This window comes from Nakamurella deserti (genome assembly GCF_003260015.1).
GTDB lineage: Bacteria > Actinomycetota > Actinomycetes > Mycobacteriales > Nakamurellaceae > Nakamurella > Nakamurella deserti.
This window is the reverse complement of the sequence record NZ_QCXS01000003.1, coordinates 45437-57827: the sequence shown is the minus strand read 5'-3', so window position 1 is coordinate 57827 and position 12391 is coordinate 45437. Positions and strand designations below refer to the sequence as shown.

The 12391-nt window shown below is 73.9% G+C and carries 11 protein-coding genes; 9 read left to right on the top strand and 2 right to left on the bottom strand.

Features of this window, described 5'->3' with window-relative positions; all coding sequences use genetic code 11:
* Nucleotides 1-76 precede the first annotated feature (76 nt).
* Nucleotides 77-1276 carry a trans-sulfuration enzyme family protein gene (locus DB033_RS13685; RefSeq protein ID WP_205843895.1) on the top strand — a complete coding sequence of 400 codons (1200 nt, stop codon included), beginning with the start codon at nucleotides 77-79 and terminating at the stop codon, nucleotides 1274-1276.
* Nucleotides 1273-1728, top strand: a complete 456-nt coding sequence (locus DB033_RS13680) for a nucleoside deaminase (protein WP_111767527.1) — start codon at nucleotides 1273-1275, stop codon at nucleotides 1726-1728. Before DB033_RS13685 ends, DB033_RS13680 begins: the two co-directional genes overlap by 4 nt.
* Nucleotides 1729-1778: 50 nt before the next feature.
* Here the strand turns inward: DB033_RS13680 and DB033_RS13675 are convergent, their stop codons facing one another.
* Complete coding sequence (locus tag DB033_RS13675; RefSeq protein ID WP_111767526.1) at nucleotides 1779-2171, bottom strand: VOC family protein; 393 nt, start codon at nucleotides 2169-2171, stop codon at nucleotides 1779-1781.
* 157 nt (nucleotides 2172-2328) lie between these two features.
* The gene (locus DB033_RS13670) at nucleotides 2329-3309 is read right to left on the bottom strand and encodes a nucleoside hydrolase (RefSeq protein ID WP_111767525.1); all 981 of its coding nucleotides are present in this window, start codon (nucleotides 3307-3309) and stop codon (nucleotides 2329-2331) included.
* A gap of 168 nt (nucleotides 3310-3477) precedes the next feature.
* On the opposite strand from DB033_RS13670, the gene DB033_RS13665 reads away from it, so the two are divergent.
* From DB033_RS13665 to ligA, 7 genes are all read left to right on the top strand, one after another.
* The gene (locus tag DB033_RS13665; protein WP_240615896.1) at nucleotides 3478-4257 is read left to right on the top strand and encodes an electron transfer flavoprotein subunit beta/FixA family protein; all 780 of its coding nucleotides are present in this window, start codon (nucleotides 3478-3480) and stop codon (nucleotides 4255-4257) included.
* Between the two features lie 34 nt (nucleotides 4258-4291).
* On the top strand, nucleotides 4292-5251 hold the full coding sequence (locus DB033_RS13660) for an electron transfer flavoprotein subunit alpha/FixB family protein (protein ID WP_111767523.1): 960 nt from the start codon (nucleotides 4292-4294) through the stop codon (nucleotides 5249-5251).
* A gap of 149 nt (nucleotides 5252-5400) precedes the next feature.
* Nucleotides 5401-6618 (top strand): cysteine desulfurase family protein, encoded by a 1218-nt coding sequence (locus DB033_RS13655; protein ID WP_111767522.1) that lies wholly within the window; start codon nucleotides 5401-5403, stop codon nucleotides 6616-6618.
* A 7-nt stretch (nucleotides 6619-6625) separates the two neighbouring features.
* Nucleotides 6626-7696 carry a tRNA 2-thiouridine(34) synthase MnmA gene (gene mnmA / locus DB033_RS13650; protein WP_111768297.1) on the top strand — a complete coding sequence of 357 codons (1071 nt, stop codon included), beginning with the start codon at nucleotides 6626-6628 and terminating at the stop codon, nucleotides 7694-7696.
* Nucleotides 7697-8770: a uroporphyrinogen decarboxylase/cobalamine-independent methonine synthase family protein gene (locus tag DB033_RS13645; protein WP_205843893.1), complete on the top strand. Its 1074-nt coding sequence runs from the start codon at nucleotides 7697-7699 to the stop codon at nucleotides 8768-8770. It begins immediately after the preceding gene.
* Between the two features lie 49 nt (nucleotides 8771-8819).
* Nucleotides 8820-9689: a DUF6928 family protein gene (locus DB033_RS13640; protein WP_111767521.1), complete on the top strand. Its 870-nt coding sequence runs from the start codon at nucleotides 8820-8822 to the stop codon at nucleotides 9687-9689.
* A 47-nt stretch (nucleotides 9690-9736) separates the two neighbouring features.
* The gene (gene ligA, locus DB033_RS13635) at nucleotides 9737-12265 is read left to right on the top strand and encodes an NAD-dependent DNA ligase LigA (protein WP_240615895.1); all 2529 of its coding nucleotides are present in this window, start codon (nucleotides 9737-9739) and stop codon (nucleotides 12263-12265) included.
* Nucleotides 12266-12391 lie beyond the last annotated feature (126 nt).

Here is a 12391-nt window from a genome sequence, read left to right as displayed (position 1 = left end):
GCGACGTCGCGGCTGGTCGGGCCCCGCGGGAGGTCCGTGCGGGGACGGTGTCGGCGCACTGTGCCACGATCGTGGCGTGACCCAGAACCCCGTCCCGCCGACCGCGCTGTCGACCAGGGCCGTGCACGTGCCGGTCCCCACCGAGGTGCGCGGCCGCCCGGTGTCGGTGCCGATCTACCAGACGTCGGTCTTCGCCTTCGACGACGCCGACGCGATCACCGACGCCCTGAACGATCCCCGGGGCCAGTACGGCTACTCCCGCTTCGGCAACCCGACCGTCCGCTCCCTCGAGCAGGCGCTGGCCACCCTGGAGGGCGCCGACGCGGCGGTGGCGACGTCGTCGGGGATGGCGGCCATCACCACCGCGCTCAGCGCCAACCTCGTCGCCGGCGACCACCTGGTCGTCCAGGCGTCGATCTACGGCGGCACCGCCGGGCTGCTCGCCGACCTGACCCGGCGGTGGAACATCCGCATCACCGAGGTGCCGGGAGACGATCCGGACGCGCTGGCGGCGGCGATCGAGCCGACCACCCGGTTGCTGTACCTGGAGACCATCTCCAACCCGGTCACCGCCGTCGCCGACATCCCCGGGATGGCGGCGGTGGCCCGACGTCACGGCGTGCTGACCGTCGTGGACAACACGTTCGCCTCGCCGATGATCTGCCGGCCGTTGCACCACGGCGCCGACATCGTCGTGCACTCGACGACGAAGTACATCGGTGGCCACTCCGACCTCACTGGCGGTGTCGTCGCCTACGCCGACCCGGAGCTGTTCACCCGCGGCTGGGCCTACGCGATCGGTGTCGGGATGACTCCCGACCCGCACGCCGCCTGGCTGACGTTGCGGGGCCTGCAGACGCTGCCGCTGCGGATCCGGGAGGCCAGCGCCAACGCCACCGAGCTGGCCGCCCGGCTGGCCGCCCATCCGGCCGTGCAGGCCGTCCACCACCCCTCGCTTCCCGGCCACCCGCAGCACCGTCTCGCCGCGACCCTGCTCGACCGGCCGGGGGCGATGCTGTCGTTCGACCTGGCCGGCGGCGCCGCGGCGGCCAAGCAGTTCACCTCGGCGGTCGGCCTCATCCAGCTGGCTGCGTCCCTCGGTGGCGTCGAGACGTTGACCATGCACCCGGCGTCGAGTTCGCACCGCGCGTACACGCCCGATCAGCTGGCGGCCGCGGGGATCAGCCCCGGCACCGTGCGGCTGTCGACCGGCGTCGAGGACGTCGAGGATCTCTGGTCCGACATCGCGCAGGCTCTGCAGAAGGTGGACGCATGACCGCACCGACCGACGACCGTGCCCTGCTGGCCGCCGCCGTCGCCGAGGCCCGGCAGGGGCTCGCCGAGGGGGGCATCCCGATCGGCGCCGCCCTCGTGGTGGACGGCGAGGTGCTGGCGACCGGACACAACCGGCGCGTCCAGCTCGGCAGCGCCATCCGGCACGGCGAGACCGACTGTCTGGAGAACGCCGGGCGGCTGCCGGCCGCGGTGTACGCCCGCGCCACGATGGTCACGACGCTGTCGCCGTGCGACATGTGCACCGGTGCGATCCTGCTGTACGGGATCCCGCGGGTGGTCATCGGCGAGAACACCACGTTCTACGGCGGTGAGGACCACCTCCGGTCCCGTGGCGTCGAGGTGGTGGTCCTGGACGACGACGAGTGCACCGCGATGATGCGCGACTTCATCCGGGACAACCCGGAGCTGTGGAACGAGGACATCGGCGTCTGACCCGGTGCCGTCGCCGCCGGTCCGGGTCGACCGACGCCGGTGACGCCGGCTCAGGCGCCCGCGTCCCGGTCGCTGCAGAGCCCGAGTCGCCGGCCGGACGGGTCGGCCAGCTCGGCCCACCAGCCCATGCCCTCGGCGATGAGGGTCCGCGGGGTGATCACCGTGCCGCCGGCGGCGGTGGCCGCCGCCAGCACCTGCTCGAGGTCCGCGACGTTGACGTAGATACGGACCCCACCCCCGGCCGGCTCCTCCGACGAGGCGAACAGCCCGCCGATCATCCGGTCCCCGAGGTTGACCGCCAGGTACCCGTCGCCGAACGGCGCGACCGTCCAGCCGAACACCGCGGGATAGAAGCGCGCCGCCTCGTCCAGGTCGGCCACCGGGATCTCCCACCAGGTGACGGTGTTCAGGCTGGGATCGGTGGGCGGGGTCGTGGTCGTCATGACAGCTCCTCGGGTCGGGGACCCGCGTACCGGCGGGGCCCCGGGGTCGTGGACACCTTCGGGACGTGGGGGGCCGCCGGATCCGACACGGCTGCGGGCCCGGTTCCGACCCGATCGCGGCGGGCCGGCCGCACGACGGCGGCCCACCCACATCCTGTCAGCCGGTGAACGCGGAGAGCCAGAGTGCGCGGTACCGGTCGGCGTCGACGGTGAGGGCCACGTCGGTGGCGGTGCCGTCGCGATGGGACCGGACCGGGGCGTCACCGACCCATCGCCGGCGGTCGACGACGGTCTGACCCCGGGTGGCGCCGGCGCCGGTCTCGACGCGGACGGGGTACCGCCCGGTGCCGATGCCGCCCGGGTCGATGACCGCGCAGACCGCACCGGCGTCACCGATGGTGCAGGCGTCACCGCCGAACACCCCCAGCGAGAACTCGATGAGCCGGCCGGCCAGTTGGGCGGCGGAGTCGTGGGAGGCCGCGAGCCGCGCGCCGTCGGCCGTCCCCACCTCCACGTCGAGGAAGACGTCCAGGCCGTACATCGTGACCGGGATGTCGAGTTCGTCGGCCGCGGCCAGCACGATCGCGGTGGCTTCCGGGTCGGCGTAGACGTTGAACTCGGCGAGCGCGGTGACGTTGCCGACCGACGCCGACCCGCCCATGAACACGATCCGCTCGATGCCGGGCGCCACCTCGGGGTGGGAGCGCAGCAGCAACGCGATGTTGGTCTGCGGCCCGAGCGGCACCAGGGTGATGGTCTCGCCGTTGCCGATCGCCGCCATCAGCTCGCGCCGCAGCAGGTCGGTGGCGTGCAGCTTTTCGATCCGGCGGTCCGAGGGCCGGGAGAAGCCACCCAGTCCGTCCGGCCCGTGGATCTCCGTCGCGTGGTGCGGCGGGGTGAGCAGCGGCCGGGTCGCCCCGCGGCCCACCGGCACCTCGGGCGCACCGGCGACGTCGAGGACGTAGGCGGTGTTGGCCACCACCTGGTCGACGCCGACGTTTCCGGACACGCAGGTCACCGCGCGCAGGTCCAGGCGCGGCGAGCGGGCCGCGAGCATCAGGGCCCAGGCGTCGTCCACGCCGGTGTCCACGTCGAGGATCACCGGGATGCGGGTGTCGTCAGGGGTGGCGTCGGTCACAGGAGCACCGTACCGGCGCCGGTGGGCGACTCCCGGGGCGGCACCGGGTGCCGTGGCGCTCGACGGCGCCGGACCGGAGCGCTAACTTGGGAACCAGCAGCGACCTAAGCGGTCGCTTAGATGCTGGCCACCAGCGGGTCCGACCCGCTCCGACAGGAAGCAGCCGACGTGGACATCGTCGTACTGATCAAGCAGGTCCCCGACACCTACTCCGAGCGCAACCTGCGCCCCGCCGACGGTCTGCTCGACCGGGACGCGGCCGACGCCGTCATCGACGAGATCGACACCCGCGGCGTCGAGGCGGCGCTGCAGCTGACCGCCGCCGAGGGCGGCGAGGTGACGGTGCTGACCATGGGCCCGTCGCGCGCCGCCGAGGTGTTGCGCAAGGCGCTGGCCATGGGCGCGGACAAGGCCATCCACGTCAACGACGACGGCCTCCAGGGTTCCTGCGCCGTCCAGACCTCCGCCACCCTGGCCGCCGCGCTGAAGACGGTCCCGTTCGACCTGGTCATCGCGGGCAACGAGTCCACCGACGGCCGCACCGCGGCGGTTCCGGCGATGCTGGCCGAGCGGCTGCAGCTGCCCCAGCTGACGTTCGTGCGCAACCTGACCGTCGACGGCACCACGCTGAAGGCCGAGCGGGTCGTCGAGGGCGGCTACTCCTCGCTCGAGGCGTCGCTGCCCGCGGTCGTGTCCGTCACCGAGAAGATCAACGAGCCGCGGTACCCGAACTTCAAGGGCATCATGGCCGCCAAGAAGAAGCCGCTGACCACGCTGACGTTGGCCGACCTGGGCATCGGCGCCGACGAGGCCGGGCTCGCGCACTCGCACTCCGCCATCGTCGACGCGACGCCCAAGCCCCCGAAGGAAGCCGGCGAGAAGATCGTCGACGACGGCACCGCCGGCACCAGGGTCGCCGAGTTCCTCGCCTCCGCCCGCCTGGTCTGACCGGCCGGCTCCCGAATCCTCGAAAGGCTTTCCCATGTCCGAAGTCCTGGTCCTCGTCGACATCGTCGACGGTCAGCTCCGCCCCGTGAACGCCGAGATGCTGGCCTTCGCGGCCCGTCTCGGCACCCCCGCGGCCGTGGTCGTGGGTGCCCCCGGCACCGCGGCGGCGCACCGTGAGCAGCTCGCCGGCTGGGGGGCGCAGACCGTCTACGCCGCCGAGTCCGACGACGCCCCGCACTACCTGATCACCCCGCAGGTCACGGCGCTCGCCACGGTCGCGGCGTCCGTGCAGCCCGCGGCCGTGCTGTTGCCGCTGACCGTGGACGGTCGCGAGACGGCCGGTCGGCTCGCCGTGCGCCTGGACGGCGCGCTGCTGTCCGACGTCGTCGACCTGGCCGCGGACGGCACCGTCACGCACTCCGTCTACGGCGGCAGCTACACCGTGCACGCCAGGGCGGCGGCGGGTATCCCGGTCATCACCATCCGGCCGAACTCGCTGCCCGACCCGCAGGCCACCCCCGGCGCCGGCACCCTGACGGAGGTGCCGCTGACCTTCGACACCGCCACCGCGACCCGGATACTGCAGACCGAGACGGAGCCCGTCGGCGACCGTCCGGACCTCGCGGCCGCCTCGGTGGTCGTCTCCGGCGGCCGCGGCGTCGGTTCCGCCGAGAACTTCGCCGTCGTGGAGGACCTGGCCGACGCGCTCGGCGGTGCCGTCGGGGCGTCCCGGGCCGCGGTCGACTCCGGGTACTACCCGCACCAGTTCCAGGTGGGCCAGACCGGTACCTCGGTGGCCCCCCAGCTCTACATCGGCCTCGGCATCTCCGGCGCGATCCAGCACCGGGCCGGGATGCAGACGTCGAAGACGATCATCGCGGTCAACAAGGACGCCGACGCCCCCATCTTCGAGATCACCGACCTCGGCATCGTGGGTGACCTGTTCACCGTGGCGCCCCAGCTGGCCGAGGCCGTCAAGGCCCGAAAGAGCTGACCCTCCGGGGTTCGAGCCCGGTCCACCACCCGGTGGGCCGGGCTCCGTCGTCTCCGGACGGCGTCGGTGCCGTTCTTCGAGGGGCCGCCGTCCGTTCCGACCGGCGACCGTCGAGGGCCCGCCGCCCGCGCGGTTACCCTGGTCGATTGATGGTGTATCTCGATCATGCCGCCACCACCCCGGTCCTTCCGGCCGTGGTCAGGGCGATGACCCAGGCGTTCGCCCACACGGGGAACGCCTCCTCGCTGCACTCCGCGGGCCGCGCCGCCCGCCGCCGCGTCGAGGAGGCACGCGAGACGATCGCCGCCGCGCTCGGTGCCCGGCCCAGTGAGGTGATCTTCACTTCCGGCGGCACCGAGTCCGACAACCTGGCCATCGCCGGGCTGTACCGCGCCCGGCGGCGGGTGGACGCCGCCCGCGTCCGCATCCTGGCCAGCCCGACGGAGCACCACGCGGTGCTCGACGTCCTGGAGCATCTCGAGGCCGACGAGGGCGCCACCGTCGACTGGCTCGAGGTGGACGACTACGGCCGGGTGCACGCCGACACCCTGTCGGCCGCCATCGCGGAGAACCCGGACGACGTCGCGCTGGTCACCGTCATGTGGGCCAACAACGAGGTGGGCACGGTCAACCCGGTCCGCGAGCTCGTCCAGGTCGCCCACGCCCGCGGGATCCCGCTGCACACCGACGCCGTGCAGGCCGTCGGACAACTCGCCGTGGACTTCGGGGCGTCCGGGGCCGACGCCCTGACGCTGACCGCTCACAAGCTGGGCGGCCCGACCGGCGTGGGGGCGTTGCTGCTCCGCCGCGACGCGACCGTCGACCCCATCCTCTTCGGCGGTGGGCAGGAACGCGGTGTGCGGTCCGGGACCTTGGACGTGGCCGGGATCGTCGGGTTCGCCGTGGCGGTGCAGGACGCCGTCGGGTCCCTGGACCGGCGTCAGCCGCAGCTCGCCGCGCTGCGCGACGCCCTGATCGCCGGGGTCCGCGGCGTGGTGCCGGACGTGGTGCTGGCCGGCGATCCCGGACAGTCGCACGTCGACGGCGGGCCCAGCCGGTTGCCCGGCAACGCCCATCTGCGCTTCCCCGACTGCGAGGGCGACTCGCTGCTGATGCTGCTGGACGCCCAGGGCATCGAGTGCTCCACCGGCTCGGCCTGCACCGCCGGCGTCGCCCGTCCGTCCCACGTCCTGCTCGCCATGGGGGTTCCGGAGGCCGAAGCGGTGGGCGCCCTGCGGTTCTCCTTCGGTCACACCTCCACCCCGGCGGACGTGGATGCGGTGGTCGCCGCCATCGGCCCGGTCGTCGAACGGGCCCGCCGGGCCTGGCAGGCGTCCCGTCGCCGGGTGGTGACCTCGGATGCCTGAGCCGCGGCTGCGCGTCCTCGCGGCGATGAGCGGCGGGGTCGACTCCGCGGTCGCCGCGGCGCTCGCCGTGGAGGCCGGCCACGACGTGACCGGCGTGCACATGGCGCTGTCCCGGCAGCCCGGCACCCTGCGGACCGGGTCCCGGGGCTGCTGCACCATCGAGGACGCGATGGACGCCCGCCGGGTCTGCGACCTGCTGGGCATCCCGTACTACGTGTGGGACTTCTCGGCCGAGTTCGTCGAGGACGTCGTCGCCGATTTCCTGTCCGAGTACGCGGCCGGCCGCACGCCCAACCCGTGCCTGCGGTGCAACGAGAAGATCAAGTTCGCCGCGCTGCTGGACCGGGCCATCGCCCTGGGCTTCGACGCGGTGGTCACCGGCCACCACGTCCGGCTGGTCGACGGCGAGCTGCGGCGATCGGTCGACGAGGCCAAGGACCAGTCGTACGTGCTGGCGGTGCTGACCCGCGAACAGCTGGCGCACAGCATGTTCCCGCTGGGCGGCCACACCAAGGAGTGGGTCCGGGCGGAGGCGGCGCGGCGCGGGTTCTCGGTCGCGGCCAAGCCCGACTCGTACGACATCTGCTTCATCCCCGACGGCGACACCCGCGGCTACCTGACCGAGAAGCTGGGCAGCCGGCCCGGTGCGGTGGTCGACGCCGAGACCGGCGAGGTGCTGGCCGCACACGACGGGACGTACGGCTACACCATCGGCCAGCGCAAGGGCCTCAACCTCGGCCGCCCCGCGACCGACGGCCGCCCCCGCTACGTGCTCGACATCGAGCCGGTCAGTGGCACGGTGACGGTCGGCGCCGCCGAGCGGTTGTCGGTGTCGGTGATCAGCACCGCGGAGCCGGTGTTCCCGACGGCAGGCGGGCAGGAGTTCCCGATGCGCACGGTCATCCAGGTCCGGGCCCACGGCGGGACCGCCGCCGCCAGTGCCGATCTGGTCGACGGGCGGTTGCGGATCACGCTGGACGAGCCGCTGCGCGGCATCGCCCCCGGGCAGACCGTGGTGCTCTACGACCCCGCCAACGAGCGCGTCCGCGCGTCGGCCACCATCGTGCGGGCGGGCTGAGTGACCACCGCCGAGACGCCTCCGCCGCCGGCCTGGCCCGCGGCCGCCGCGACCGGTCTGGGGGCGATGCCCGGTCACGACGTCGCCGAGAGCCTGCGGGTCATCGTCGGGGAGGTCCCGGAGCTGCCGTTCCTGCCCGTGCTTCCCGCCCGGGGTGTGGGCGCGGACCCGGTGGGCCGCTCCATCGCGCTGCTCGTCGACATCTGGGCCGACGTGGTCCCGTCCGGATGGCGGGTCTCGCGCCGGCCGTCCCGTGACGTCCGCCGCGGGCGGGACCTGCTCGACCGGGATCTGGACACCCTGGAGGAGCTCGCGTCGGCCGCCGGGACGGTCAAGCTGCAGGTCTGCGGGCCCTGGACCCTCGGTGCCGAGCTGGAGACCTCGGCCGGAAACCGGATGCTCACCGACGCGGGTGCGATGGACGATCTCGTCGCGTCCCTCGCCGAGGGGCTCGCGCAGCACGTCGCCGAGGTCCGCCGGCGGCTGCCGCACGCCGGCCTCGTCGTCCAGCTCGAGGAGCGGCTGCTGCCGGCGGTGCTCGCCGGGGCGCTGCCGACCGCCAGTGGTCTGAGCACCGTCCGGGCCGTCGAGGAGGCGGTCGTCCGTGACGGTCTCCGCGCGGTGCTGGCGGCGGTTCCCGGGGTACGCACGGCGTTGGACGCCGGCCGCCGGCCGCCGCCGTGGTCGCTGCTCGGCGCCGTCGGCTTCGACGCCGTCCGGGTGGACTTCACGTCCCTCGGCCGCACCGCGGCGGAGCTCGACCCGGTCGGGGAGGCGCTCAACGCCGGCACCGTGCTGCTGGCCGGTGTCATCCCGCCCGCCGCACCCGCGAACGGCCCGGCGGTGCCGCTCGCCGAGCGTGCCCGGCCGATCACCGAACCCCTGCGTGCCCTGGGCTTCCCCGACGCCACCCTCGCCTCGCTGATCGTGCCCACGCCGGCCGGCGGCCTGGACGCCGTCCCGGGGGGCACCGCGGTGCAGGTGCTGCGGTCCGCCCGCGAGGTCGCCCGGCTGCTCGCCGAGGGCGCCGGCGCGGACGGGCTCGACGACCACCCGATCGACGCCCACCGCTGAGACGTCCGCCCCGTCCGGACCGAGATATCCCCTCCAGGAGGCATTCCCGATGGCCAAGATCGAGATCCTCGGTCTGGCCGCCGGTCTCCCACGCACCGAGCTGGTGCCCGGGACCGGTGGCGACCCGTCCGTGGCCCGTGATCTGCTGACGCGGTTGTTCCCGGGGCGGATCGGTGCGCCGCTGCCCCCCGCGGACCTGTTGACCGCCAGCTATCCCGAGTACGGCCGGATCTACGCCGGCGTGTTCGGGCGCACCGCGGTCGTCTGCGGCCAGGACCTGCTGGAGTTGACCGACCTGACCGCGGCCCTCGCCACCGTCGGCGCCGGTCGCACCGCGGTCCGGCTGCAGGTCAACAGCGTCGCCGACAGCACCGCCCTGGAGATCCTCGGACCCGACGGCGACACCGCCCGCGAGCTGATGCTCGTCGCCGAGCAGGGGGTGATCGTCGACGAGGGCGCGAGGTTGGATTTCGAGCAGCCCTTCTGGGCCGGCGACGAGGACCCGGAGGGTGCCTTCGCCGTCGTCAACGGCGCCGGGATGCCCTTCGACGTGATCGATTTCGGGCAGGAGGCGCTGCGCACGCTGTTCGGCTTCGTGGTCGACCAGGACCGGCGCCCGGGTGATCTGGACGCACGGCGCATCCTGCTGCACGGCTTCGTGATCGCCGCCGACGCCGACGATCCCGCCGACATGGCCGCGGCGCGCAGTGGTGGCGACGTGCCCGAGCTGCCCGCCGACGTCGCGCCGGATCCCGGCGGCCCGCGCAGCCGTCTCCGTCCCCCCGCCGACGGGGACACCACGGACCTCGGCGGTGGCGGCAGCGGTGGCAGCGGTGCCGCGCCCGGACCGGACGGCTCCGCCGACAGCCGCGCCGGCGGTTCCTGGTGGGCCCGGCTGCTGGACCGCCTCTTCGGCTGACCGCCACGGCCCGGTCACTGTCGTCCCTGCGTCGTAATGTCACACGCGTGACCGCACCCACCCCTGGAACGACCGACCCGGTGTCCGCCGACGATCCGGAGGCCGTCGTCCCGGCCGCCGCGCCGCCCGCCGACGACGCGCCCGCCGCCGCACCGGTCACCGATCCGGAGGTCCTCCGCCGGCACGGTGAGCTGGCCGACGAGATCAGCGGCCACCAGTTCCGCTACTACGTCCAGGACGCGCCCACCGTCACCGATGCCGAGTTCGACGCACTGCTGCGCGAACTCACCGCGATCGAGCAGGCCCATCCGGAGCTGGTCACCCCGGCGTCACCCACCCAGCGGGTGGGCGGTGGCTTCGCCACGGAGTTCGCGACCGTCCAGCACCGCGAACGGATGCTGTCGCTGGACAACGTCTTCTCCCTCGACGAGCTGGCCGCCTGGCTGGAACGCGCGGAACGCGACGCCGCCGGGCCGGTGCACTGGCTGACCGAGGTCAAGATCGACGGTCTGGCGATCAACCTGCGCTACGAGCGCGGGCGGCTGACCCTGGCCGCGACCCGGGGCGACGGCACCACCGGCGAGGACGTCACCCTCAACGTCCGCACCATCACCGGGATCCCGATTGCGCTCGCCGACGACGGCGGGCACGACATCCCCGAACTGGTGGAGATCCGCGGCGAGGTGTTCTTCCCGCTCGACGGGTTCGCCGAGCTCAACGCCTCCCTGGTGGCGGCGGGCAAGGCGCCGTTCGCCAACCCCCGCAACTCCGCGGCCGGCTCGCTGCGGCAGAAGGACCCGCGGGTCAGCGCCGCCCGCCCGCTCCGCATGCTGTGCCACGGCATCGGTGCCCGGGTGGGCTTCGACATCACGCGCCAGTCCGAGGCCTACGAACGGCTCCGCGCCTGGGGGCTCCCGGTGTCCGACCACAACCTGGTCGTGGACACGCCCGCGCAGGTGCTCGAGCGGGTGGAGTACTGGCGGGAGCACCGGCACGACATCGAGCACGACATCGACGGCCTCGTCGTCAAGGCCGACGAGATCGGCGTGCAGCGCCGGCTGGGCACCACCTCCCGGGCGCCGCGCTGGGCGATCGCGTTCAAGTACCCGCCCGAGGAGGTCAACACCCTGCTGCGGGACATCCAGGTCAACGTCGGACGTACCGGCCGGGTGACGCCGTTCGCCGTTCTCGAGCCGGTGCTCGTGGCCGGCTCGACGGTCGGGATGGCCACCCTGCACAACGCCGGCGAGGTGCTCCGCAAGGGCGTCCTGATCGGCGACACCGTCGTGGTCCGCAAGGCCGGTGACGTCATCCCCGAAGTGCTCGGGCCGGTCGTCGAGCTGCGCGAGGGCCGCGAGTTGCGGGCGTTCGTGATGCCGACGGAGTGCCCCGAGTGCGGCTCGCCGTTGCGGCCGGCGAAGGAGGGCGACATCGACATCCGTTGCCCCAACTCCCGCTCGTGCCCCGCCCAGCTGCGGGAACGGGTCTTCCACCTGGCCGGCCGGGGTGCCTTCGACATCGAGGGGCTCGGGTACGAGGCGGCCACCGCGTTGCTGGCCGCGGGGGTCATCACCGACGAGGGTGATCTGTTCGATCTCACCGAGGACGACCTGCGCCGTGTCGGACTGTTCCTGCGGGCCAAGGACGACCAGCTCACCGAGGTCGGGCGCCGGTTGCTGCGCAATCTCGACGCCCGGAAGGACCAGCCGCTGTGGCGGGTGCTGGTGGCGCTGTCGATCCGGCACGTCGGGCCGACCGCCGCCCGGGCGCTGGCTCAGGAGTTCGGCTCGATGGAGGCCATCCGGGCCGCGTCGGAGGCCGAGTTGGCCGCCGCCGAGGGCGTCGGCCCCACCATCGCCGGCGCGCTGACCGAATGGTTCGCCGTCGACTGGCACGACGAGATCGTGCGGAAGTGGACAGCCGCCGGGGTCCGGATGGCCGACGAGCTCGGCGACCGGCCCGAGCAGACGCTGGCCGGCCTGTCGGTGGTCGTGACGGGTTCGCTGGAGACGTTCTCCCGGGACGAGGCGAAGGCCGCCCTGCTCGAGCGCGGTGCCAAGGCCGCGGGCAGTGTCTCGGCGAAGACGGCCTTCGTGGTGGTGGGGGAGTCGCCCGGTTCCAAGCACGACAAGGCGGTCCAGCTGAAGGTGCCGATCCTCGACGAGGACGGCTTCCGGATCCTGCTCGAACAGGGGCCCGACGCCGCCCGGGCGGTGGCGGTCGTCGGCGACGGCAGCGAACCGGCGCCCGGTCCGGCCGACGGGGCCGAGGCTGCCGCCGCCGGCGGTGACACGCCGCCGCCACCGAAGAAGCGGGCGCCGCGGAAGAAGCCGGCCGCCGCGCCGGCGGACGCCGCGCCCCCCGACCTCGCGCCGGCTGCCGACGGACAGCCCGCCACCGCGGCCGCAGTGGCGGACGGGGCTGCGGGAGACACGCCGCCGCCGCCGAGGAAGCGGGCGCCACGGAAGAAGCCGGCCACGCCCGCCGACGCCGCTACGGCCGCCGCCGAGGACCCTGCTCTCGCGGCAGTCGGGGCGGACGGTACTGCCGCGGAGGCGCCGCCGCCGACGACGTAGGCGTCGCGGAAGACGTCGGCCGCTGCGGCCGCCGACGTCGCCGTCCCGCCTGTCGGGGCAGCGCTTCCCGACGGATGTGCACCACGCCCGAGCGGGCGGGTGCCGCTGGGACGGACGAGGTGCCCG